Origin of the sequence: Halorubrum sp. SP9 (assembly GCF_005435015.1) — an archaeon.
GTDB lineage: Archaea > Halobacteriota > Halobacteria > Halobacteriales > Haloferacaceae > Halorubrum > Halorubrum sodomense.
The window spans coordinates 40,359-61,773 of record NZ_SGXU01000004.1 but is presented as its reverse complement, the minus strand read 5'-3'; the positions used below and the strand labels follow the sequence as shown (position 1 = coordinate 61,773).

At 71.0% G+C, this 21,415-nt stretch carries 22 protein-coding genes; 11 read left to right on the top strand and 11 right to left on the bottom strand.

What is annotated here, in order from left to right:
* The first annotated feature begins 17 nt into the window (after positions 1–17).
* Positions 18–1,001 carry a GTPase gene (locus EXE45_RS04010; protein WP_137693606.1) on the top strand — a complete coding sequence of 328 codons (984 nt, stop codon included), beginning with the start codon at positions 18–20 and terminating at the stop codon, positions 999–1,001.
* Between the two features lie 52 nt (positions 1,002–1,053).
* Here EXE45_RS04010 and EXE45_RS04005 read toward each other — a convergent pair whose 3' ends face one another.
* The 3 genes from EXE45_RS04005 to EXE45_RS03995 all read right to left on the bottom strand — a co-directional run bounded on the left by EXE45_RS04005 (position 1,054) and on the right by EXE45_RS03995 (position 5,433).
* Entirely contained in the window at positions 1,054–1,797 is a 744-nt protein-coding gene (locus tag EXE45_RS04005) for an SIMPL domain-containing protein (protein WP_137693605.1), read from the bottom strand.
* A gap of 59 nt (positions 1,798–1,856) precedes the next feature.
* On the bottom strand, positions 1,857–3,992 hold the full coding sequence (locus EXE45_RS04000; protein ID WP_137693604.1) for a formate/nitrite transporter family protein: 2,136 nt from the start codon (positions 3,990–3,992) through the stop codon (positions 1,857–1,859).
* Between the two features lie 166 nt (positions 3,993–4,158).
* The gene (locus EXE45_RS03995) at positions 4,159–5,433 is read right to left on the bottom strand and encodes a TIGR00341 family protein (protein ID WP_092920497.1); all 1,275 of its coding nucleotides are present in this window, start codon (positions 5,431–5,433) and stop codon (positions 4,159–4,161) included.
* 126 nt (positions 5,434–5,559) lie between these two features.
* Here EXE45_RS03995 and EXE45_RS03990 point away from each other — a divergent pair, with 126 nt between their 5' ends.
* Positions 5,560–5,808: a hypothetical protein gene (locus EXE45_RS03990; protein ID WP_092920331.1), complete on the top strand. Its 249-nt coding sequence runs from the start codon at positions 5,560–5,562 to the stop codon at positions 5,806–5,808.
* A gap of 138 nt (positions 5,809–5,946) precedes the next feature.
* Positions 5,947–6,864, top strand: coding sequence for a homoserine kinase (locus EXE45_RS03985; protein ID WP_092920330.1), 918 nt, complete (start codon positions 5,947–5,949; stop codon positions 6,862–6,864).
* Positions 6,865–6,922: 58 nt separating this feature from the next.
* On the opposite strand, the gene EXE45_RS03980 is transcribed toward EXE45_RS03985, so the two are convergent.
* Positions 6,923–8,632 (bottom strand): HTTM domain-containing protein, encoded by a 1,710-nt coding sequence (locus EXE45_RS03980; RefSeq protein ID WP_092920329.1) that lies wholly within the window; start codon positions 8,630–8,632, stop codon positions 6,923–6,925.
* A gap of 149 nt (positions 8,633–8,781) precedes the next feature.
* Between EXE45_RS03980 and EXE45_RS03975 the strand changes: the two genes are divergently transcribed.
* Complete coding sequence (locus tag EXE45_RS03975) at positions 8,782–9,198, top strand: thiol-disulfide oxidoreductase DCC family protein (protein WP_092920328.1); 417 nt, start codon at positions 8,782–8,784, stop codon at positions 9,196–9,198.
* Positions 9,199–9,256: 58 nt separating this feature from the next.
* Here the strand turns inward: EXE45_RS03975 and EXE45_RS03970 are convergent, their stop codons facing one another.
* The 3 genes from EXE45_RS03970 to EXE45_RS03960 form a co-directional block, all read right to left on the bottom strand.
* Entirely contained in the window at positions 9,257–9,826 is a 570-nt protein-coding gene (locus EXE45_RS03970; protein ID WP_137693603.1) for a dihydrofolate reductase, read from the bottom strand.
* Positions 9,826–10,854: a thymidylate synthase gene (thyA, locus tag EXE45_RS03965; protein ID WP_092920326.1), complete on the bottom strand. Its 1,029-nt coding sequence runs from the start codon at positions 10,852–10,854 to the stop codon at positions 9,826–9,828. Before thyA ends, EXE45_RS03970 begins: the two co-directional genes overlap by 1 nt.
* 119 nt (positions 10,855–10,973) lie before the next feature.
* Entirely contained in the window at positions 10,974–11,570 is a 597-nt protein-coding gene (locus EXE45_RS03960) for a metal-dependent hydrolase (protein ID WP_199233593.1), read from the bottom strand.
* Positions 11,571–11,684: 114 nt separating this feature from the next.
* Here EXE45_RS03960 and EXE45_RS03955 point away from each other — a divergent pair, with 114 nt between their 5' ends.
* The 5 genes from EXE45_RS03955 (at position 11,685) to EXE45_RS03935 (ending at position 17,332) form a co-directional block, all read left to right on the top strand.
* Positions 11,685–12,770 (top strand): alanine--glyoxylate aminotransferase family protein, encoded by a 1,086-nt coding sequence (locus EXE45_RS03955; protein WP_137693601.1) that lies wholly within the window; start codon positions 11,685–11,687, stop codon positions 12,768–12,770.
* A gap of 213 nt (positions 12,771–12,983) precedes the next feature.
* Positions 12,984–13,490, top strand: coding sequence for a hypothetical protein (locus EXE45_RS03950; RefSeq protein WP_137693600.1), 507 nt, complete (start codon positions 12,984–12,986; stop codon positions 13,488–13,490).
* Positions 13,491–13,639: 149 nt separating this feature from the next.
* Positions 13,640–14,626 carry an aldo/keto reductase gene (locus tag EXE45_RS03945; protein WP_137693599.1) on the top strand — a complete coding sequence of 329 codons (987 nt, stop codon included), beginning with the start codon at positions 13,640–13,642 and terminating at the stop codon, positions 14,624–14,626.
* A gap of 168 nt (positions 14,627–14,794) precedes the next feature.
* Positions 14,795–16,306 carry a lipopolysaccharide biosynthesis protein gene (locus EXE45_RS03940; RefSeq protein WP_137693645.1) on the top strand — a complete coding sequence of 504 codons (1,512 nt, stop codon included), beginning with the start codon at positions 14,795–14,797 and terminating at the stop codon, positions 16,304–16,306.
* A 54-nt stretch (positions 16,307–16,360) separates the two neighbouring features.
* Complete coding sequence (locus EXE45_RS03935; protein ID WP_137693598.1) at positions 16,361–17,332, top strand: succinylglutamate desuccinylase/aspartoacylase family protein; 972 nt, start codon at positions 16,361–16,363, stop codon at positions 17,330–17,332.
* 29 nt (positions 17,333–17,361) lie between these two features.
* On the opposite strand, the gene EXE45_RS03930 is transcribed toward EXE45_RS03935, so the two are convergent.
* From EXE45_RS03930 to EXE45_RS03920, 3 genes are all read right to left on the bottom strand, one after another.
* A complete protein-coding gene (locus tag EXE45_RS03930; protein ID WP_092920320.1) occupies positions 17,362–17,739 on the bottom strand; it encodes a DUF5811 family protein in 378 nt (125 codons plus the stop codon).
* Between the two features lie 94 nt (positions 17,740–17,833).
* Positions 17,834–18,379, bottom strand: a complete 546-nt coding sequence (locus EXE45_RS03925; RefSeq protein WP_137693597.1) for a pyruvoyl-dependent arginine decarboxylase — start codon at positions 18,377–18,379, stop codon at positions 17,834–17,836.
* An 83-nt stretch (positions 18,380–18,462) separates the two neighbouring features.
* Positions 18,463–19,686, bottom strand: a complete 1,224-nt coding sequence (locus EXE45_RS03920; RefSeq protein WP_092920318.1) for a proteasome-activating nucleotidase — start codon at positions 19,684–19,686, stop codon at positions 18,463–18,465.
* A gap of 344 nt (positions 19,687–20,030) precedes the next feature.
* Here EXE45_RS03920 and EXE45_RS03915 point away from each other — a divergent pair, with 344 nt between their 5' ends.
* On the top strand, positions 20,031–20,588 hold the full coding sequence (locus EXE45_RS03915) for a response regulator (protein WP_092920317.1): 558 nt from the start codon (positions 20,031–20,033) through the stop codon (positions 20,586–20,588).
* Between the two features lie 37 nt (positions 20,589–20,625).
* Here the strand turns inward: EXE45_RS03915 and EXE45_RS03910 are convergent, their stop codons facing one another.
* Positions 20,626–20,910: an amphi-Trp domain-containing protein gene (locus tag EXE45_RS03910; RefSeq protein WP_092920316.1), complete on the bottom strand. Its 285-nt coding sequence runs from the start codon at positions 20,908–20,910 to the stop codon at positions 20,626–20,628.
* 107 nt (positions 20,911–21,017) lie between these two features.
* Here EXE45_RS03910 and EXE45_RS03905 point away from each other — a divergent pair, with 107 nt between their 5' ends.
* The gene (locus EXE45_RS03905; protein WP_092920315.1) at positions 21,018–21,407 is read left to right on the top strand and encodes a hypothetical protein; all 390 of its coding nucleotides are present in this window, start codon (positions 21,018–21,020) and stop codon (positions 21,405–21,407) included.
* Positions 21,408–21,415 lie beyond the last annotated feature (8 nt).

Sequence of the window (21,415 nt, the reverse complement as noted above, 5' to 3'; positions counted from 1 at the left end):
GGCCAAGCCGCGGTAACATGATATTTGAGGGCCTCCCGACGACTCCGCGCGCGGAGGAACTCGTCGACAAGGCGTTCTCGCGGGCGGCGCGGGCCGGGCGAGCGAAGCGCGGCCACGAGGCGCAGGAGTCGATGCTACGGACCGCCGGCAACGTGCTCTCGGACAACCTCGAGAACGTCGTCACCTCGTGGCCCGACTTCGGCTTCGACGTCGACCCGTTCTACTACGAGCTCGCGGACGCCATCGTCGACGTCGACCGCCTCCGACAGGCGCTCTCGCAGGTGATGTGGGCCAGCCGCCAGATCGAGGACCTCCGCGACGAGTACACGACGAAGATCCGCGACTCCGACGTCGACACCGCGCGGAAACACCGCAAGCAGGCGTTCGCCCGCATGGCGGACGTGATGGACCAGATCGAAGACGACCTCCGCTACATCGGCGACTCGCGCGACCAGCTGAAGGTGCTGCCGGACGTCCGGCCCGACGAGCCGGCCATCGTCGTCGCCGGCTACCCGAACGTCGGGAAGTCCTCGTTCGTCAACCGGGTCACCCGCGCGTCGAACCGGATCGCGGAGTACCCGTTCACCACGAAGGGGGTCCAGATCGGCCACTTCGAGCGCGACCACGTCCGGTACCAGATCGTCGACACGCCCGGGCTGCTCGACCGCCCGGAGGACGAGCGAAACGACATCGAGCGGCAGGCGGTGAGCGCGCTCGAACACCTCGCGGACGCCGTCGTCTTCGTCCTCGACCCCTCCGGCGACTGCGGCTACCCGCTCGACGTCCAGTTAGAGCTGCGCGAGGAGGTCCGCGAGCTGTTCGGCGCCGACGTGCCGCTGCTCACGGCCGCGAACAAACACGACCGCTTCGAGGCGGTCAAAGCCGAGTCCGTCGACGCGACGATGAGCGTCACGGAGGACGAGAACGTCGAGGCCGTCCTCGACATGGCCGTCGACGCGGTGGGTTACGAGCCGGACCTCCCCACCCGCGACGGAGAGTAGCCGGGCGCCGACCGCGACGCTCGCACGCGGGAGGGGCCGGTCGCTCGCGCCGTCAGGCCGGGACGGCTTCGTACACGACCTTCACCGAGACGCTCACGGTCACGTCACCGGCCTCGATGGCGGTCGAGGCGCCCGCGTCGCCGCCGCCAGCGGCAGCGGTGGCGCGCTCGACGTACACCCCTCCTCCCGACTGCGCCGTCGACACCTCGTAGACGCCGGAGACCTCCAAGCCGCTCGCGTTCGCGAGCGCGGCCGCGTCGGCGTCCGCGTTCGCCATGGCCTTCGCGATCGCTTCCTCGCGGACCTCGCGTTCCGTCTCCTCGCTCAGTCCGAACTGGATCCGCTGGACCCGGTCGGCGCCCGCGTTCACCGCCACGTCGATCACCTCTCCGACGGCGTCGACGTCGGCGAGGTCGATCGCGTACTGGTGGACGCCCTCGTACCGCGTCCGGTTCGGGTCCTCGCGGGTTTCGTAGCTCTCGCGGACATCGTACTGGGCGGTCCGGATCGCGTCGTCGTCGAGCCCCCACTCCGTCAAGGCCGCCCGCAGTTCTTCGTCGCCCGCGTCGAGTTCGTCGCGGACCGCCTCGGCGTCGGGGCCGGTCGCGGTGACCGCGACGCGGAGGGTGGCGCGGTCGGGCGCCGACGTCGCCTCGCCCGTGGCCGTCACTTCGATGCTCCGTTCCAGTTGCGCCTCGTCGCCGCCGGCCGGAGTCGCGGTTCCCGCGAGCCCCGAGCAGCCGGCCAGCGCGACGAGCGCCGCGATGCCGATGAGTGCCGTCAGTCGCCTGTCCATACGCTCCGAATCGATCCCGGACACCTATAAGCCGCCGATAACGCAAAGAGCCGTTTTCGCTATCGCCCGTCGCCCTCACCGACCGTGTCCTCGGGGTCCGCCCCGCCGGCGGCCTCCTCGTCGGCGTCGTCGTGGTCGGCGATGTAGCTGTCGTCGGGAGGCGGCCGTTCGTCGGTCGAACCGCCGGCGTCGACCCCCTCGTCGCCGGCGGCAGCCGTCCCGTCGGTGTCGTCGTCAGCCACCTCCTCGCCGTCGGTGTCGTCGCCGGCGTCACGGTCGCTCTCCCTGCGTTCGGCGGACCCCACGTCCGTGCCCTGCGACAGCTCCGCGTCGCGGTCGACGCCGGCCGACATGTCGGTGGCCCGGCGGCCGGAGCCGAACAGCCGCTCGCGCAGCGACCGGGCGCTGGGCCGTTCGGTGAGCAACACTGAGGCGTCCACGTCGTGGATGACGTCGAGGTGGAGCGAGTTCGAGACCAGCCGGGAGAGCAGCCCCTTCTCGGTGGCGCCGATGATGATCAGCGTTTCGTCGGCGGCCGCACGCGCGATGCCGGCCTCGACGTCGCCGCCCTCGTCGACGACGAGCTCCGCGTCGTCGAGGCCGTGTTCGTCGGCCCACGCCGCGAGGAACGCCTCGCCCCCCGGTCGCTTCTCCGGACCGTCGACCACGTGAAGCAGCGTCACCTCGGCGCCGGCGGTGTCGGCGAGCACCTTCGCGACCTCCGCGCTCAGGTCCGAGTCCGGGCCGCCGGACGTCGGGATGAGGACCCGGGAGGTGTCGAGCTCGTGCTCGTTGAGGATGAGGAAGTCACAGGGGAGCTGGTTCGTGAGCTCGTCGATTGGCCGCTCCGCGCGGGCGGCGCCCCACAGCTGGTCGTCGCCCCACCCCATCAGGACCGCGTCCGGGCGGGTCCGCCGCGCCGCGTCGAACACCTCCTCGAACGAGCGGTGCGAGACGACGGTCGAGGTCGCCACCTCGACGTCGTACTCCGTCGCGGTCGACCGGAGATCGGCCATCCCCTCGGCGGAGACGTCCGCGATCCGGCGCCCCGCGTCCCCCGAGGACAGCGACATGCGCTCTGGCGCCTGGACGACGTGGACGATATGGACGACGCCCTCCTCGTGGCTGCTCGCGAGCCGCGCCCCCAGTTCGACGATCGGGCCGTCAGTCCGGGGGTTCGTGATCGGGACCATGATCCGATACCCCTCGCCCGCGAACAGCCCCGCCTCGGTCGCGTCCAGTATCGGGACGTACGAACGTCCGGCCGCGCGGCCGAAGGCCCACTCGGGGACCGTCAGCCGACGGGTCACCCCCTCGAAGCGCGCCTCCTCCAGGCGCTCCTCGCTGGTCTGGAAGTAGTTGACGAGGGTGACCAAGACGACCCCGCCGATGGTGTTCCCGAGCAGGACGGGGATCACGAAGCCGACGAGTCCGGAGTAGAGGCTTATCTCCGCGCCGTACAGCGGGATGCTGTACTCGAAGAACAGGTAGAGCACCTCCGTGAAGGAGACGACCACGTGGAACAGGTCGCCGAGCGGGATCGCGAGGAACGCGAGGTAGACGACGAGCATTCGGCTCACGGAGTCGGTGGAGGCGAAGCCGACCCAGACGACGCCGGCGACGATCAACCCCGCCATCGCGACCTTGAAGAACAGCGGGACGGCACCGACGTCGAACCCGCCCCGAGAGATGTACCGCGCCGCCCCGACGGTGTCGCCGGTGAAGACGCCGCCGTACGAGAGGACGGCCGCGCCGATCGCACCGCCGGTGAAGTTCCCGGCGAGCACGATCGTCCAGTGGCGAAGCAGCGTCGGGATGCTCGCGAGCCGTTCGAGCGTGAGCGCCACCGGCGGGAGGGTGTTCTCGGTGTACAGCTGGTAGCCGCCGATGATGATGTAGATGAATCCGAGCGGATAGAGAAGGACGCTCAACACGGGGTGAGAGTCCGTCGACGCGGTCAGCGACGCGTACAACATGAACGTGATCGTGATCGCCAGCCCGGCGGCGAGCCCGCTGAAGAACAGCTCCCGACTCCCCGAGGTCACCTCCTCGTCCGCGGCCGCGATGATCCGCTGGAACACCTCGTCCGAGGAGAACCGGTCCCGGACCGCCTCTCCGACCGCCGGCGCACCGCTCCGAGACCGCTCGACGACCTCCCGCATCGAATCGTCGTCGGGTCGCTCTGAGTCCGTCACTGGCCGGTGCGACGGCGGCCCGATAAAAATCCCTTGCTCTTCCGGTCACGCGGTCGGAAAACGACCGACTGCGGCGGCGTCACCCCGGGTGATCGCGGGCGACACGGTCGTGAGTGCGGCGGCGTCGCCGGGTGACCGCGGGCAGAGGGTGACCGCCGAGGCAGATTCAGGCGCGCTCGACGGTCACCGTGCGGACCTCGACGGTGACTTCGCTGCCGATCACGGTCTCGATCCGGTCGTCGATCGCGGGCGCGATCCCCTCGACGGAGCCGCCCGGTGGCACGCCGACCGTGATCACCACCCGCTCGGTTTCCAGCGGCGGGACCGTTCCGGTGCGCTCGACCGACAGTTCGAGGAGTTCGAACTCCGAGTCCAGCGCCGTCAGCTCGTCGCTCGCGGCGGCGCGGATGTCCGCCTCGGTGGTCGAGGCGACGTACGACTCGTAGGTGACGCCGCCGAGGAACACCGAGAGGAGCGCGATCGCGACCGCCAGCACGGCGGCGCGCTTGAGGAACGCCGAGCGCGCGTCGTCCTCGCGGAACCACCGCTGCGGGCGGTACCCCTCGTACCACAGCATGACGAGCGCAGAGAGATTGATCGAGAGGACGTTCACCGCGACGATGACGCCCGCGCCGATCACGAGCCGCGGGATCCGGAAGGCGATCCCGATCCCGACCGCGGCCGCGGGCGGGATGAGCGCCACCGCGATCATCACCCCCACGAGCGTCGCGGAGACGCCGGTCATCAGCGAGACAATACCCGCGATCCCGGCGCCGACCGCGACGACGAGAACGAGGACGTTCGGCGCGACCCGCTCCGACACCTCCGCGAGTTCGAGCGGGTCGAGTCCGGGCGGAACCAGGGCGAGCGACCGCAGCGCGAACGCGAACACCGTCGCCGCGAGGACCGCGACCGCGACGCCCAGTATCTGCATCCGCACGCCGCGCCGGAACAGCGCCTCGTCGTCGACGACGGTGCCGACCGCGGCCGACATCGCCGGCCCGATGAGCGGCGCGATCACCATCGATCCGACCACGGTCGCCGGGGAGTCGAGCAGCAGCCCCGCGGTGGCGATCACCGCCGAGATGACGGTCATCAACACGTACGTCCCCCTCCCCGACGCGAGGCCCTCGGCCTTCGCCTGAAGCTCCTCCCGGGAGATGTGGTCGCCGCCGTGTTCGGCGTCCTCCGCGTACTCGTCTTCGAGCGCCTCGAACCGCCGCGAGATGACCGTCTCGGCCGCGACGATGACCGTGTAGGTGCTCTCGTCGATCCCCGCCTCCCGCAGGCGGTCGAGGACGGGTTCGACGGCGGCCGTCGGCAGCGGGAAGGTCGCGACCGCGGTGTACTCCCGGCCGCTCGTCTCGTCGGTGACGACGTAGTCGACCCCCTCGTCGTCGAGCGCGCGGACGACCGCGGCCCGCTTGCCCGCCGGAATCATGACCTGAACGAGTCGCACGGTCGCCGGTCGTGCCGGCGATCCTTATAATATCGGCACGCGGCGGTCGGTCCCGAGCCGCGAGAAACGGAACTTTAATGCGCGAATCGCTCGCACCTTCGGCCAAGAATGCTCTCGCCGCTGGTCATCGACACGTTCCTGCTCGACTACCACCTCGGGCATATCGTCCTGTTCGGGCTCCTCGTGTCGCTTCTGGGCGCCGCGCCGCTGAAGTCCCAGAAGGTCATCGCGTCGATTCTGGCCGTCTTCGGGGTCGTCTTCCTGATGGCGCCGTACACGACGATGCCGAAGACGTTCATCCTCCTGGGCATTCCCCTCGTCTTGGTCGGCGCGCTGCTGTGGACGATGGCCCGCTGACGCCGACCCGCGAAGCCCCCGCCCGTCCCCCCTCCGCGCCGTGTTTTCTCCCCCGCCCCGTCTCGACGACCCCGACCGATCTCGCCGTCGTTCTGTGCGATCCCGCTCCTTTTTGCCCCACCGGTGACACTCCCCGTCATGGTAACGGTACGGGCCCCCGCGACGAGCGCGAACCTCGGGAGCGGCTTCGACGTGTTCGGGGCGGCCCTCTCGCGGCCGGCTGACGTCGTCACGGTCGAGAAGGCGGCCGAGACGACGATCGAGGTCACCGGCGTCGGCGCGCAGTACATCCCGGAGGACCCCGAGAAGAACACCGTCGGCGCCGTCGTCGAGGCGCTCGACGCGCCCGCGCGGATCCACATCGACAAGGGCGTGCGCCCGGCCTCGGGGCTCGGCTCCTCGGCCGCGAGCGCCGCGGGCGCCGCGGTCGCGCTCAACCGACTGTACGACCGCGGCCTCTCGCGGAAGGAGCTGGTCCCGATCGCCGCCGAGGGCGAGGCGGTCGTCTCCGGCGTCGCGCACGCCGACAACGTCGCCCCCTCGATCCTCGGCGGCTTCACCGTGACGACCGCCGAGGGAACCCGGTCGGTCGACGCCGCGATCCCCCTGGTCGTCTGTCTGCCCGACGTGGCGGTCTCGACGCGCGACGCCCGCCGGGTCGTCCCCGAGACCGCCTCGATGGAGGAGCTGGTCGAGACGGTCGGCAACGCGGCGACGCTCGCGATCGGGATGTGTCGCTCGGATCCGGACCTCGTCGGGCTCGGCATGGACGACCCCGTGGTCACCCCCGAACGCGCCCGCCTGATCACCGGCTACGACGACGTGCGCGAGCGCGCCTTCGACGCGGGCGCGACCGGCGTCAGCGTCAGCGGCGCCGGACCGGCGGTGATCGCGGCCTGCCGAGAGCGCGACCGCCGCGACATCGCCGCCGCGATGCTCGACGCCTTCGCCGGCGCCGGGATCGAGGCGCGCGCCTACCAGACGCGGGTCGGTCGCGGAACGACCGTTCTCGAGGAGCGAGCGGCCGCGGACCGGACGCCCGCTCGTTCGAACTAGGCGCCGCCGTCCCCGGCGAAGCGACACCGCCGACGACCGGCGGTACCGAGGCGGGCGATCACGCGTCTTGAACGAACTCGCCCGAGCAGTCGTACTCGATCAGTTCGAACTCGTTCGCGGCCTCGACCGTCCCGTTGTACGGATGGATCCGCTCGTACAGCCGATAGATGGTCACGGTTTCGACGTCCGTCTCGTGGGTGCGGTTCCAGTCCGTACAGAGGTAGTTCGCGAGGTACGAGCGGTGGTTCTCGTTGTCGGCGGCAGAGACCTTCTTGAGGTACTTCCGCCAGCGCGCGGTCCGGTAGGTGGTCTCCGCGCGCGCCGGCCGATCGAAGTCGACGGTCGAGTCCCGGAACACGTCCCGTTCGGTCCCGTCTTCGAGCGTCCCGGACGCGACGTACCACCGGGTCGTGTGGATCGGATCGGGCGCGAACATCTGCCACGACTGCTGCATGTCGACGGCGTCTAAGGCGTCGGCGGCGGGATCCGGGACCTCGGCGTAGCCGACCGATCCCGCGCTCGACAGGAGGATCAACACGAGGAAGACGGTCGGCACGACCGCCGAGAAGCGGGCGCGTCCGCGGGCGATACCGGCGGCGAGGCCCTCGCTCCGGAGGCCGTCGAGACGCCTCGAGGCGGTCGGTCGGGGGAGCGACGCGGCGAGCGAGCGAACGGCCCTCGCCAGAGATTCGAGTCGGGCCCGCCAGCGCGCGAGCCGCGTCGACCGGTTCAGGCCGGCGACGGCGCGGTCGAGAGCGTCCCAGACGGGCGTCTGGAAGAACGGGATGAGGCCGACGACGACGATGACGGGGAAGAGACCGACCCGTATCGAGACCGCCATCCCGAGGTGCATTCCGGCGAACAGCGAGGCGAGCACGGCGCGTGGAGTCCCGGTGAGCAGGAGCAACAGCGGCGACGCGAACAGCAGCGCGACCCACAGGAGCGTGAACGCGCGGAGGAGGCCGCTGAACTCGGCGAGGTGGTTTCCGAGGTGGTAGGTGAACTGGTCGGCACGCATGACGTACGCGACCGCCTCGCCGCCCATCCAAAGGTCGCTCCTGTACTTGTGGACGGCGTTCGTCAGGTACATCACCAGTATCTGTACCAGGATCGCCATCGTGGCGACGCTCGCCACCGCTGGCTCGCTCGGACCCGGCGTCGAGGGACCGCCGCCGTCGCCCGACGCGGGACCGCCGCCGTCGCCCGACGCGGGACCGCCGACGGGATCCGCGGTGGGAGCGGCGTCGGCTGCCGCGTCGGCCCCCCGGTCCGCTCGCCTGACGGCGTCGACCGACCAGCGCGCGCCGAGCGGGAGGAAGGCGCTCCAGAAGAGCAGCATGCGAAGCAGACCGTCGCCCGAGTTCAACACCATCGGGTTCCGAGCGTGGAGCGAGAACAGCAGTAGCCACGAGACGACGGTCGCGAGTCGCGTCCGGTACCCGACGAGCAGCGCGAGGGCGACCCCGCCCGCGACCGCGAACAGCGACGCGATGGCCCACGGCTCGCCGGAGAGCGCGTGGAGCGAGTAGCTCGTCGAGTAGTCAGAGAAGAACGCCCGGCGCGGGAGCACGCCGTAGTCGGTGTAGAAGGCGGTCAGCGAGCGCGAGCGGAGGAGCAGGTCGGCGATCAGCAGCGCTCCGAGCCCGATCCGGAACGCGGCGAGCGCGCGGGGGTCCACCGAGACGCGCGCGGCGACCGCCGCCGAGAGCCGTCGGACGACCGCGGAGAGCCGCGACCGGACGCTCGCGGTCGAGAGGTTCCGAGCCATACTCTGTACTTCGGCTTGTTGGAGAGGTACCGGGACGATAAGTTTTCCGTGCGCGGAACGGACGTCTCCGTCTCGGCGGTCGCGAGAGGGTCCCTCGGATCGAATCCATCGGAATCCTCAACTGCGACGGCGGCGTACCTCCGAGAGTGATGGACGAGGGTCTCCCGGAGGACGCCTCGATCGTTCTCTTCGACGGCGTCTGTAACCTCTGTAGCGGGTTCGTACAGTTCATCCTCCCCCGCGATCCGGAGGGCAAGTACCGGTTCGCCTCGCTCCAGTCCGACGTCGGACGGGCGCTGCTGGCCGAACACGACCTCGCGACCGATGAACTGGAGTCGATCGTGCTGATCGAAGACGGCGAGAGCTACGTGAAGTCGTCCGCGGTCATCCAGATCGCGACGGGGCTCGGCGGACGCTATCGACTGCTCTCCCCGTTCCGATACGTCCCCGCGGCGGTCCGCGACCGCGTGTACGACTTCGTCGCCGACAACCGGTACCGCTGGTTCGGAAAGAAGGACCGGTGTACGATGCCCTCGGGCGGCGCGGAGTCGCGATTTCTGGAGTGAGTCGCGGGCTCGGTGCGAGCGGGGCGCGTCCCGGCGCTCGGTCCCGCTCCGACGCCGCTCACTCCGCGTCCCGCCGCTCGTAGGTGACGAACGCGAGGTCGCCGTCGGTCTCGCGGGCGCGCTCGACCCACGCGTCGGAGTCCCACTCGGGGAACCGCGTGTCGCCGTCGGGCCGCTCGGGGATTTCGGTGATCACCATCCGGTCGGCGGGGTCGAGGAACGCCTCGTAGACGGTCGCGCCCCCGATGACGAAGACCTCGTCGACGCCGCGGTCGGCGGCGTCCGCGGTCGCGCGCGCGAGCGCCGATTCGGTGTCGTGCGCGACGACCGCGCCCGCCGGGAGGTCGTCGTCGCTCAGGGGGCCGGTCGTCAACACGACGCTGGTCCGGTCGGGAAGCGGGCCGCCGATCCGGTCGGCGATGCGCTCGTACGTCTTCCGGCCGACGATCACCGGGTGGCCGGTCGTCAGCCGTTTGAACTGCGCGAGGTCGGCGGGGTAGTGCCACGGCATCCCGTCGTCGGCACCGATCACGCCGTTCTCGGCGACGGCGGCGACGAGGACGAGGTCGGGGTCGAGCGCGCGCTCGTCGGAGCCGTCGTCCCCGGCGTCGGAATCCGCGTCCCCCATCACTCCGCGACCGCGAACGAGATGCCGTCCGCGGAGTCGTAGTCGACGACCGCGACGTCCTCGTAGGTCAACTCGTCGAGCGGCTTGTCCGCGATCTCGATCCGCGGGCGGTCGCGGGGGGTTCGCGAGAGCTGTTCGAGGAGGCCGGGCACGTGGTCGTACCCCTCCTGCCCGTTCGGCTCGTCGGGCGCGGTGCGCTCGACCCAGCTCTTCACGTCGAGGTAGTCGCCCTTGCGCTCGACGTTCGCGAGCCGCTCCTGGACGTACCGGAGGTTGTTGGCGTACCACTTCCCGCGGTCGCCCCGGCCGCAGTAGACGTGCGCGTCGACGACGGTGTGCCCGAACTCCCCGACCTCGAAGTCGGTCCGCTGGGCGAGCGCGTTCGCGAGCAGCGCGTACGCCGCGATGTTGAACGGGACGCCGAGCGCGATGTCGCCCGACCGCTGCGTCAGGTGGAGGTTGAGCCGGCCGTCCTGGACGTTCACCACGAAGGTGTAGTGGCAGGGCGGCAGCGTCGAGACGGCGGCGTTCGCCGGGTGCCACGCGTTCACGACCATCCGCCGGGAGTGGGGGTTCTCCTCCAGCGTGTCGAGGACGTACCGGATCTGGTCGAACGTGCGACGCGTCGTCCCGTCGGCGTCCTCCTCGACGGTGACCCAGCGGTCCGCGTCGTCGGGCCACGTCTCGCCGGGGAGCGCGGCGGCCTCCTCAGGAACCGGGTAGCGGCGCCAGAACCGGCCGTACGCGGTGTCGAGCTTCCCCTCCTCGTCGGCCCACGCGTCCCAGATCTTCGTCTCCTCGCGGAGGTTCCGGACGTGCTCTTCACCCGAGAGGTACCACAGCACCTCGTGGATGAGCGAGTTCCACCGATAACCGTCCATCTTCTTCGTGGTCAGGAGGGGGAACCCCTCCGCGAGGTCGACGGTGTACTGCCCGCTGAACGTCGCGATGGTGTCGACGCCGGTCCGGTTCGGCTTGTACGTGCCCGTCGAGAGCGCGTCGTCGACGAGGTCGAGGTACTGTTGCATGGTGGGTTCGGCGCGCCGGGATCGGATCGGTCGCCGGCGCGGACTGTTGTCTGGTCAAACGAGGCGGGAAAAGTAAGCGCGTCGGTCCGATGGTCGGGTGGCGCTCGTCCGCCGCGGCCTCACCGGTACCGCTCGGGGAGGTACGGGTCGAACGCTGCGGGAAGCAACGGGATCACGGCCGCCGCGATCTCCGCGAGCCGGCGGCGGAGGACGGTGTAGACGACCGCGATCGCGAGCGTGCCGAACACGACCGCACGGATCGGGGGGTCGACCAGCACGAGCAGCGGGACCGACAGCCCGACGCAGAGCGCGAGGTCCTCGACGGCGCCGTCGTACCGGACGCCGCGTTTGGGTGAAATCCACGTTTCGCGGTGGTGGTCGTACACCGCGCGGTCGGAGTTCCCCTCCCACGGGCGGAGCTCCAGGCCGCCGCCGTACATGTCCGAGACGCTGTGGAGCGCTGCGCCGAGGAGAAAGAGCGCGACGCCGACGGTGAGCGTCGAGGGCGCCAGCACGGCCGCGAGGAGCGCCGGGACGGAGAAGGCGGAGTAGTAGACCGGGTAGTGGAGCGTCCGCCGGTGGCCGGTGTACATGTCGAGGTCGGGGACGAGTCCACCGAGGAAGCCGGCGGCGAACCCGACCGGCGCCAGTTCCGGCGCCACGCGCACCAGCGGGGTCGCAAGCAGCATCCCCGCCAGCACGTGGGTCGGAAGCATCATCGTACCGGAACGCAGGCGACAGAAATATATCAGCGTGTCGGCCCGTCGGTCACCGCGAACTCGGCACGACTCGCGCGGACCGTTTATGTACCGCCGGCCGAACCGACGCGTATGCTCATGACGCCGGGACCGACCGCGGTCCCCGAACCGGTGCGCGACGCGATGTCCCGCGAGCTTATCAACCCCGACGTGGACCCGCGGTTTCGGGAGATATACGACCGCCTCACGGAGCGGCTGGCGAGGGCCTACGGCGTCGACCCGAGCGTGCCGGCCGCCGCCGGCGGGCGCGACGTCGTCGCCCTCGGCGGCGAGGGCATCCTCGGGCTGGAGGCCGCGGTCGCCTCGCTGGTCGAGCCCGGCACCGAGGTGCTGTGTCTGGCGAACGGTCTCTACGGCGAGGGGTTCGCGGACTTCGTGGAGGCGTACGGCGGCGAGGCGACGCTGGTCGCGGCCGAACGCGACGAACCGCTGCCGCTCGACGCGCTCGACGAGGCGCTGGCGGGCGACGAGAGCGACTTCGACGTCGCGACGGCGGTCCACTGCGAGACGCCGACCGGGACGCTCAACGACGTCGCCGCCGCGCTCGACCGCATCGAAGCCGCGGATCCGGAGATACTGACGGTCGTCGACGCCGTCTCGTCGCTCGGCGGCGTCTCGGTGCCGACCGACCGGATCGACGTGTGCCTCGGCGCCTCACAGAAGTGTTTCAGCGCACCGCCGGGGCTCGCGACCGCGGCGGTGAGCGACCGGGCGTGGGCCGCGATGGAGGAGCGCGACCCCCACTCGCTGTACGCGAACTTCCTGCCGTTCCGCGACGTGAGCGAGGGCTTCCCGTACACGCACCTGACGACCGAGGTCGTCGCGCTCGACGCGGCGCTCGGCCTGCTGCTCGACGAGGGGCTCGACGCGGTGCGGGAGCGACACGAAACGGCCGCGACGCGGTGTCGCGAGCGCGGCGCCGAGTTGGGGCTGGAGCCGGTCCCCGACCCGGAGCGCAGTTCGCCGACGGTGACCGCCTTCGAGGTCCCCGGCCGCGCCGAGGCGCTTCAGGAGACGCTCCGGGAGGAGCACGACGTGGTGCTCGCGACCGGGCTCGGCGACGGTACCGAGGACGTCCTCCGCGTCGGTCACATGGGCCATAACGCGCGCGTCGGGCGCGTCGAGGAGACGATGGACGCGCTAGCGGACGCGCTGTGACCCGCGGGCGGACCGATACACCGGTTCCAGCCCCGAGGCGGGGCGGACCGTTCGCGCGGGGACCCTGTCGAGGTTCCCGGCCGAGCGCCGACGGAGACCGCCGCTCGCGAGGGTTTTGACGCAATGTTGAACGGAGTTCGCAGCGAGTTGGAAAAATATTCTTTAAGCGACCATTCGTCGGTGAAACCGGAGGCAGAGCGCCTCCGAGAACCAATGAACGGAACGAACACCCAGACGCGACGACGGGTCCTCCGGGCCGGAACGGCCATCGCCGTCGCCGGCGTCGGCGGTGCCGGCGTCGCCGCGGCGAATCCCGGGAAGGGAAGCGAGAAGGGGAACGGAAAGACGTTCGGGCGGGTGTACGCCGAGGGCGACCTCTGGCGCACGAACGTGGTGAAGGTACTCGACGAACGCCCGGATCCCGAAGACAAGATCTACTTCCTCCACGACGGAGAGCGACCCATCGTGGCGAACGCGGACGCGAGCGACGCCCAGCGCTCGCCGTTCGTCTCGGAGTCGGCACCCGGCGAGGAGGGGTGGAACGGCGGCCAGTGGACGCATTTCTCGGCGGAGGTGACGGACGTCGACGCGTTCAATCGCGACGCCCCGCTGACGAACGACGACGACGTCCTGGACAAGGAGTACGTCACGGTTACGCTGGGCCGACCGGGGTTCGGCCCGCCGGACTTCTTCGTCTGTCCGCTCAACGGTCGAGCGTAGCGACCCGCTGAGGCGGCCGCCGCGCTCCCGCCGTTCGCGACACCGCCAGCGGGGTCGGCGTCGGGGGTCCTCGACGCGGCCGGCCGCGTCGCTCGGCCGCTGCCGCCTCCGGAACGCCCTTGCCCCCGCCCCGATCAGATGCGGGCGACATGAACCACCGCGAACTCGGCGGCGTCGGCGCAGTCAGCGAGGTCGGCTACGGCGCCTGGCAGATCGGCGGCGACTGGGGCGAAGTCAGCGAAGCGGAGGCGGTCGCGGCGGTCGAGGCCGCCCGCGACGCCGGGATCGACTTCTTCGACACCGCCGACGTGTACGGCGACGGCCGGTCGGAGCGGATCGTCGGGGAGACGCTCGCGGACGAGATCGAGAGCGGCGACGTGACGGTCGCGACGAAGGCCGGCCGCCGGCTCGACCCGCACAAGGCCGACCGCTACACGGAGCCGAACCTCCGGCGGTTCGTCGACCGCTCGCGGGAGAACCTCGGGACCGACACGCTGGACTTGGTCCAGCTCCACTGCCCGCCGACGGACGTCTACTATCGACCGGAGACGTTCGACGCGCTCGAAACGCTCGCGGACGAGGGGCGGATCGCGAACTACGGCGTCAGCGTCGAACGCGTCGAAGAGGGGCTGAAGGCGGTCGAGTACCCCGGCGTCGAGACGGTCCAGATCATCTTCAACCCGTTCCGGCGGCGGCCTGCCGAGCTGTTCCTCGACGAGGCGGCCGCCCGCGACGTGGGCGTGATCTGCCGGGTGCCGCTCGCCTCCGGGCTGCTCACGGGCGCGCTCTCGCGCGACGACGAGTTCCCCGAGGACGACCACCGCAACTACAACCGCGAGGGCGACGCCTTCGACGTGGGCGAGACGTTCGCCGGCGTCCCGTTCGAGGCGGGCCTCGACGCGGTCGACGCGCTCGACGAGCGCCTCCCCGACGACCGCCCCCTGCCCGAGTTCGCGCTGCGCTGGATCCTCGACCACGACGCGGTCTCCACGGTAATTCCGGGATCGACGACGCCGGCGCACGTCCGGGCGAACGCGGCCGCGAGCGAGGCGGACTCGCTCTCCGACGCCGAGCGCGAGGCCGCAAGCGAGGTGTACGACGACTACGTGCGCGAACACGTCCACCAGCGCTGGTGAGCCACGGCGGCGCGGCGGCGGTCCCGTCCGGACCGGCGGCGAAACGCGTCCCTTTTTTGACCCGACCGAAACCGAACCGGTAGAGCCCCCGTGGCGAGCGCCCCCGACGACGCCGGCCGACGCGCGGAGAGTCCGGAGAGCGGTGCGCCCGCCGAGCGGGACGCCGCGATCCCTGACGACGAGCGCGAGGCGCTGGAGACGATCGCCCACGGCGCGGTGCTCACCTCGGGGGGCGTCGCCGGCCAGCGCGCGCTGATCGCGGCGACCGAGTTCGCGCTGGCTCGCGGGCTCGGCCCGACAGCCTACGGCGTCTACGCGCTGGCGTGGCGGATCGCCCAGCTGCTCTCTCGGCTCGTGACGTTCGGCAGCGTTCCCGCCATCCAGCGCTACCTCCCGGAGTACGGGGACGACCCGGAGCGGCAAGGCGCGGTCGCCGGCCTCGCGTACGCGACGACGGTCGGGTTCGGGGTCGCGATCGCGGCCGGGGTCTGGCTCGCCGCGCCGGCGATAAACGCCCGCACCGTCACCGAACCGGGGTTCCCGGGAACGATGCGCGCGTTCGGGGGACTCGTCGGGCTGCTCGGCGTCGTGATGGTCGCGTCCGCCCTCCTCCGGGCGGTCGGGTCGGCCCGCGGCGAGATACTGTTCAACAAGCTGTTGCGCCCGGGGGCCCGGCTCGTCGGCGTCCTCGGCGCGCTCGCGCTCGGCTACTCCGTCGTCGGCGTCGCCGGAGCTATCGTCGCCGCGACCGCGTCCCTCGCCGCGGTCGCCGTCCCGCTCTCCGCGTCCGTCACCGGCGTCCGTCCGTCGCTCCGGAGCGCTCGCGCAGAGGCGCGGCGGTTCTACGACCACGCGGCGCCCGTCGCGATGAGCAGCCTCGGAAAGGTGTTCCAGAACCGCGTCGACGTGCTGCTCGTCGGCGCGCTGCTGACGGCGACCGCGGCGGGCGTCTACAACGTCGTCCTCGTGGTGATCGCGGTCGCGTGGATCCCCCTCCTCTCGTTCAACCAACTGCTTCCCCCCGTCGCCTCGGAGCTGTACGCGAGCGACCGGACGGCGACGCTCAACGCGGTGTACGGCTCCGTCACGCGACAGATCGTCACGGCGGTCGTCCCGATCCTCGCCGTGTTGACGGTGTACGGCCGGGAGATCCTCGGACTGTTCGGCGACGCGTACGTCGCGGGGTACGTGCCGCTCGTCGTCTACCTCGGGGGCGTCTTCGTCGGGAGCGCGGTGGGGGCGACCGGCTGGCTCCTGATGATGACCGACCACCAGTACGCGCGGATGGCGCTCGACTGGCTGCTCGCGGTCCTCAACGTCGGGCTCACGTACGCGTTCGTCGTCCGGTACGGGCTCGTCGGCGCCGCGCTCGGCACGTCACTCGCCATCGCGGTTCAGAACGGGATCCAGGTCCTCCTCCTGCGCCGCTTCGAGGGGCTGTGGCCGTTCGACCGGAGCTTCCTCATCCCGCTCGCGGCGGGCGCCGTCGCCCTCGGCGCGATGTACGGAGTCCGGACGCTCCTGACAGGGCCCTCGGCGGTCCTCGCGGGGAGCGCGGTCGGCCTCGCGGCGTACGTCGGCTCGCTCCGCCTCCTCGGCGTGGACCCCCGGGACCGCTTCGTCGCGAGGCGGCTGGCGCGGCGGTACCGGGCCGCGCTCGCGAAGCGGTTGGGCCGGTGAACTCACTGACCGCGGACCGCGACGATTTATGGTCCGACGGCGGATACCGACGGTATGGAAACGTTCGACCGCGGGTCGGCGGGGTCGGCCCGCGTCGCGATCGTCGGCGGGATCCACGGTGACGAGCCCGCCGGCGTGCGGATAGTGGAGCGGCTCGCGGCGGAGCTCCCCTCGCTCGCCGCTGCCGACAGAGAGGGCGGAGACGGCGGGCTCGTCCGGCTCGTCCTGGCCAACGAGCCCGCGATCGAAGCCGAGACGCGCTACACGGACGCGGACCTGAACCGGTCGTTCCCCGGCGATCCCGACAGCGAGGAGTACGAGCGCGCGCTGGCGCCGCGGCTCACCGCCGAGCTGGAGGGGTTCGACGCGGTGCTCGCGCTCCACACCTCCCACAGCGCGCCGCCCCCGTTCGCCATCTTCAGCGACCTCGCGGAGTCGGTCCGCCGTACCGTCACCGGGCTCCCCGTCGACCACGTCGTCGACGCGAGCGGGCTGCGGTCGACGACGCTCGACTCCACGGTGCCCCACACCGTCTCGATCGAGGTGGGCCGCCAGGGCAGCGAGGGGGCGGTCGAGTTCGGCTACGATGCCTGCCTCGCGTTCCTCCGAGTCCACGGCGCGCTCGCGGACGAGCCGCCGACGTTCTCGGAGACGGTCGTCGTGAAGGGCAGCGAGGAGGTACCGAAGGGCGGCGGGGACCCCCGCGTCCACTTCGCGAACTTCGAGGAGATTCCGGAGGGCGCGGTGTTCGCCGAGGACGACGTCCACACCCACCAGGTCGAGGAGCCGGGCGTGGTCCCGATCCTCGCGAGCGAGAACGGGTACGACGACATCTTCGGGATATACGGCCGCGTCACCGGCGTCGTGAAGCCGCCGGGCGAGGGCGAGCCGCGGGTGTACCCGCGCGACGACGGCGACGAGCGCGACGACGGCGACGGGCGCGCCGAACGCGAGGAGCGCGGCGGCTCGGGGGGCGACGGTGAGGGCGGAGAGAACGGTACGGGCCGGTCGGAGCGCGCGGAGTAGCTCAGCGGCTCAGTTCGCGGGCGGGCGGCTCACTTCGCGGTCGGCGTGATGTCACCGACGGCGTCCATCACCTGGACTGCCGCGCTGGCGGCGAGACCGCGGGCGACCTCGTCGGTGTCGGACTCCGCGATGCCGGCGTCGAGGTCCTCCGGATCGGGGGTGAAGCCGGCCGAGACGGGGTGACCGGCCGGGGGGTTCACCGCGACCGTCGCCTGCGGACCGTCGGCGCCGACGGACAGCTCTGAGCCGACGGCGTAGCTGTCTGGGAGATACGATTCCGTGCGCGATACGATTCCGGCGACCGCGCGCCGGAGCTGTTGTTCCTGGTCCGGAGAGAGGTCGACGGTCGCGGGCGAGCCCGCGTCCGTCATACCCGGTGCCCCGGCGTACGGGTTGTTGCCGTTCATTCGAAGCTACGTCTCGTACGCGGAGCCGAGTCAAAAAGGCGTCGGCGGCGGCGACCGCGGCGTCGGCGCGGGCCGGGTCCGTCCGCTCGGCCCGCTACAGGATCGGCTCGGATTCCCCGTACGCGGCGATCACGATCGCGGTCGCGTACCGGTCCGGCTCGGCCGCGACCGTCTCGACGCGCGTCTCGCGGTCGGGCAGCTCCCAGTCGCGGAGGTCGGCTCCGGCGTCGAGACCGTCCCCGATCCGCTCGCGAACGTCGTCCGGGTCCTCGCCGGTCACCTCGTAGAAGATCCCCGGGCCGGGGCCCGTCGCCCAGCCGAGACCCGCGACCGCGTCGGGGCGGCGGCGAGGCGCGCGCTTCGACTCGGCGCCCTCGGCGCCCGCGCGGCCCCCCTCGCGGAAGTCCACCTCGTCGTCCGGACCGATCGTCCGGCGCGCCTCGACGACGGTGAGTCGATTCCCCGCGGGGCCCAGGTCGGGGACCTCCGACACCGCTTCGACGGTCGCCTCGGCGGGAACGACGGAGGAGACCGCCACGAGGTTGTAGTTGTGGAGGTTCGCGTCCGCGAGCGCGGCGTCGTAGGAGGCCATCGCCGTGTCGGCGACCCCGACGCCGCCGGCGACGTGAATGATGTTCATTGACGGCGAGTCGGCGGCGAGCGCGGTAAGGGGTTACGAACTGCCCGCTCCGGGAGCGAACGGCGAAACGGGAGACCGGGGGTTCAGTACTGGTAGTTGATGACCCGCTCGTCTTCCGTCTCGGCGTCCTGAAGCTTGTCTCGGGCCTGTTCGAAGTCCGCCTGCGTCACCTCGGTGCGGCCGTCGCGGATGGCGAACATCCCGGCCTCGGTCGCCAGCGAGGCGATGTCCGCGCCGCTGTACCCGTCGAGGTCGCGGGCGACCGCGCCGAGGTCGACGCCGTCCGCGACGTTCATGTCTCCGGTGTGGATCTCCAGGATGCGCTCGCGGCCCTCGGGGCCGGGCTCGGGCACCTCGATGAGGCGGTCGAAGCGACCCGGACGGAGGATCGCCTCGTCGAGCATGTCGAAGCGGTTGGTCGCGGCCATGATCCGGACCTCGCCGCGGTCGTCGAAGCCGTCCATCTCGGAGAGCAGCTGCATCATCGTCCGCTGGACCTCGGCGTCGCCCGAGGTCTTCGAGTCCGTGCGCTTTGCGGCGACCGCGTCGATCTCGTCGATGAAGATGACGGCCGGTTCACGCTCGGCGGCGAGCTCGAACAGGTCGCGGACGAGCCGCGCGCCCTCGCCGATGAACTTCCGGACGAGCTCGGAGCCGGCCATCTTGATGAACGTCGCGTCCGACTCGTTGGCGACCGCCTTCGCGAGCATCGTCTTTCCGGTGCCCGGCGGGCCGTGGAGCAGGACGCCGCTCGGGGGCTCGACGCCGACCTCCTCGAACTGCTCGGGGTTCTCGAGGGGGTCCTCGACGGCCTCGCGGACCTCCCGGATCTGGTCGTCGATCCCACCGATGTCGGCGTAGGTGACGTCCGGGGACTCGGTGACCTCCATCGCCTGCGCCCGGGAGTCGGTCTCGTCATCGAGCACCTGCTGGACCGCGAAGGAGTCGTTGATCGCGACGCGGTCGCCGGGGCGGAGATCCTCGTCGAGCCGCGAGGCGGCCTGCGTGAGCACCTCCTGATTGTTGCCGTGCTGCTTGATCACGACGCCGTCGTCGGTGATCTCCTCGACCGACGCGATGTACAGCGAGGAGGTCTTGAGAACCTCGTTTTCGCGTTTCAGCTGTTCGACGTCGCCTTTCAGTTCCCCGCGGCGCCCCTCGGCGTCCGCGAGCCGGGCTTCCAGTTCCTCGTTCACCTGAACGATCCGCTGGTAGTGCTGACGGATCGCTTCCAGCCGCTCCGCGTCGCTCATCTCGGGGTCGAGCTCCAGCCGCGGGCGGTCGGGTAGTGAGGGGCTGTGAGACATTCGTTGTGCCCGGATAGGTTACGGGCGTAAATGTGCCTTTGGGTCACGGAGAGCGCGTCGGATCGATGCGCGGAGCGCGGAGGGCCGTCGCCGTCTACGCGGCGAGAGAGCTCGACCCGACTCGGCTCCGGTCCGGTGATCGCCGTCGGCTCCGGTCCGGTGATCGCCGTCGGCTCCGGTCCGGTGATCGCCACGCCGACGCGCAGAGATATCAACGCCGATAACGGAGGGTCAATGTTTTTACACGGAACGGAACAAGGCGTCCGTATGGACGCACGAACGGCGGGCGGACGCAACGGTTCGGCGCTCGCAAATAGCGAGACGCCGACCGGGAGGTCCCCCCCATGACCGGGAGCCCGGAGGCGACCGTCCTCGCGGTCGACGACGAGCCGGACCTCGCGGAGCTGTACCGGGTGTACCTCGACCCGGCCTACGACGTTCGGATCGCGACCGGCGGCGAGGAGGCGGTCGACGCGATGGACGAGACGGTCGACATCGTCCTGCTCGATCGCCGGATGCCCGACATGTCGGGCCACGAGGTGTTAGAGGCGATCCGGGACGAGGGGTACGACGCCCGGGTGGCGATGCTGACCGCCGTCGAGCCCGACGTCGACATCGTCGAGATGCCGTTCGACGACTACAAGACGAAACCGGTCACCAAGGAGGACCTGCTCACGCTCGTCGAGGTGCTCCTCCACCGCGCCGCGTTCGACGAGCGGAGCCAGGAGTTCTTCGCGCTCGCCTCGAAGAAGGCGGCGCTGGAGGCCGCCGGCACGACCAACTCCGAGGAGTACGAGGAGCTCGTCGAGCGGATGGAGTCCGTGCGCCTCGAGGTCGACGACACGCTCGATCACCTCTCCGCGCGCGACGCGTTCGTCGAGGTCCCCGGCGAAGTGCCGTAACCGACGAAACGCCGCGGTCGGCGGCTTCCTCCGCAAACTACTCTATCTCTAACTCGGCGTCGGCGCTCTCCTCGTCGCCGTCCTCGTCCCACTCCAGCTCGAACTCGACGCTCAGCTCGCCCGGCCCGTCGGCGGGCCCCTCGCGCTCCGCCTTCACTTCGAAGGTCGGTCGCGCGGGCGGGTCCAGCGTCGTCGACTCGTCGCCGCGTCTGAGCGTGATCGCGTTCCCGGCGTCGAGCGAGTCCGCGACCGTCCGCAGGTACGCGGCGATCTCCTCGCGGCTCCGGCGGCTCTCCGACTCGAAGAGGAGTTCTTCCGGCATGCGCGGTCGTACGCGTTCCCGGAGTATAAATACCGCCGCGGCCGCCGACGGGATGCCACGCGGGACGCCCCCGATCGTTTTGTGCCGTCCGGTCGAACCCACACGCCGTGTTCGTCCCCGACTCGCTCCGCACGGCCGTCGCCGTCGCCGTCTACTGGGCGGCGATCGCCCTCGGCGGGAGCGTTCTCCTCTCCGATCCGACGAGTCCGCTCGTCGCGGTCCCGGTCCTCGGCGGCGGTGCCGTCGTCGCGCACGCGGCGAGAGCAGACCGGCTCGTCGAACTCGGCTACGCGGTGGGAACGATGTGGATCGCCGTGCTCGCGCTGTCGATCGGGACCGGCGTCGTCGACATCGTCGCGCCGCCCGACGGAGAGATCGCGCCGCTGGCGGACTATCCGGGGGTCGCCGCTATCGGCACGTTCGGGCTGGTCGCCGTCCTCGTCGCCGCGTACGCGGCGTTCCTCCGCCGGAGCGCCGAGCGTGGCACGGCCGAGTGAGCGTCGAC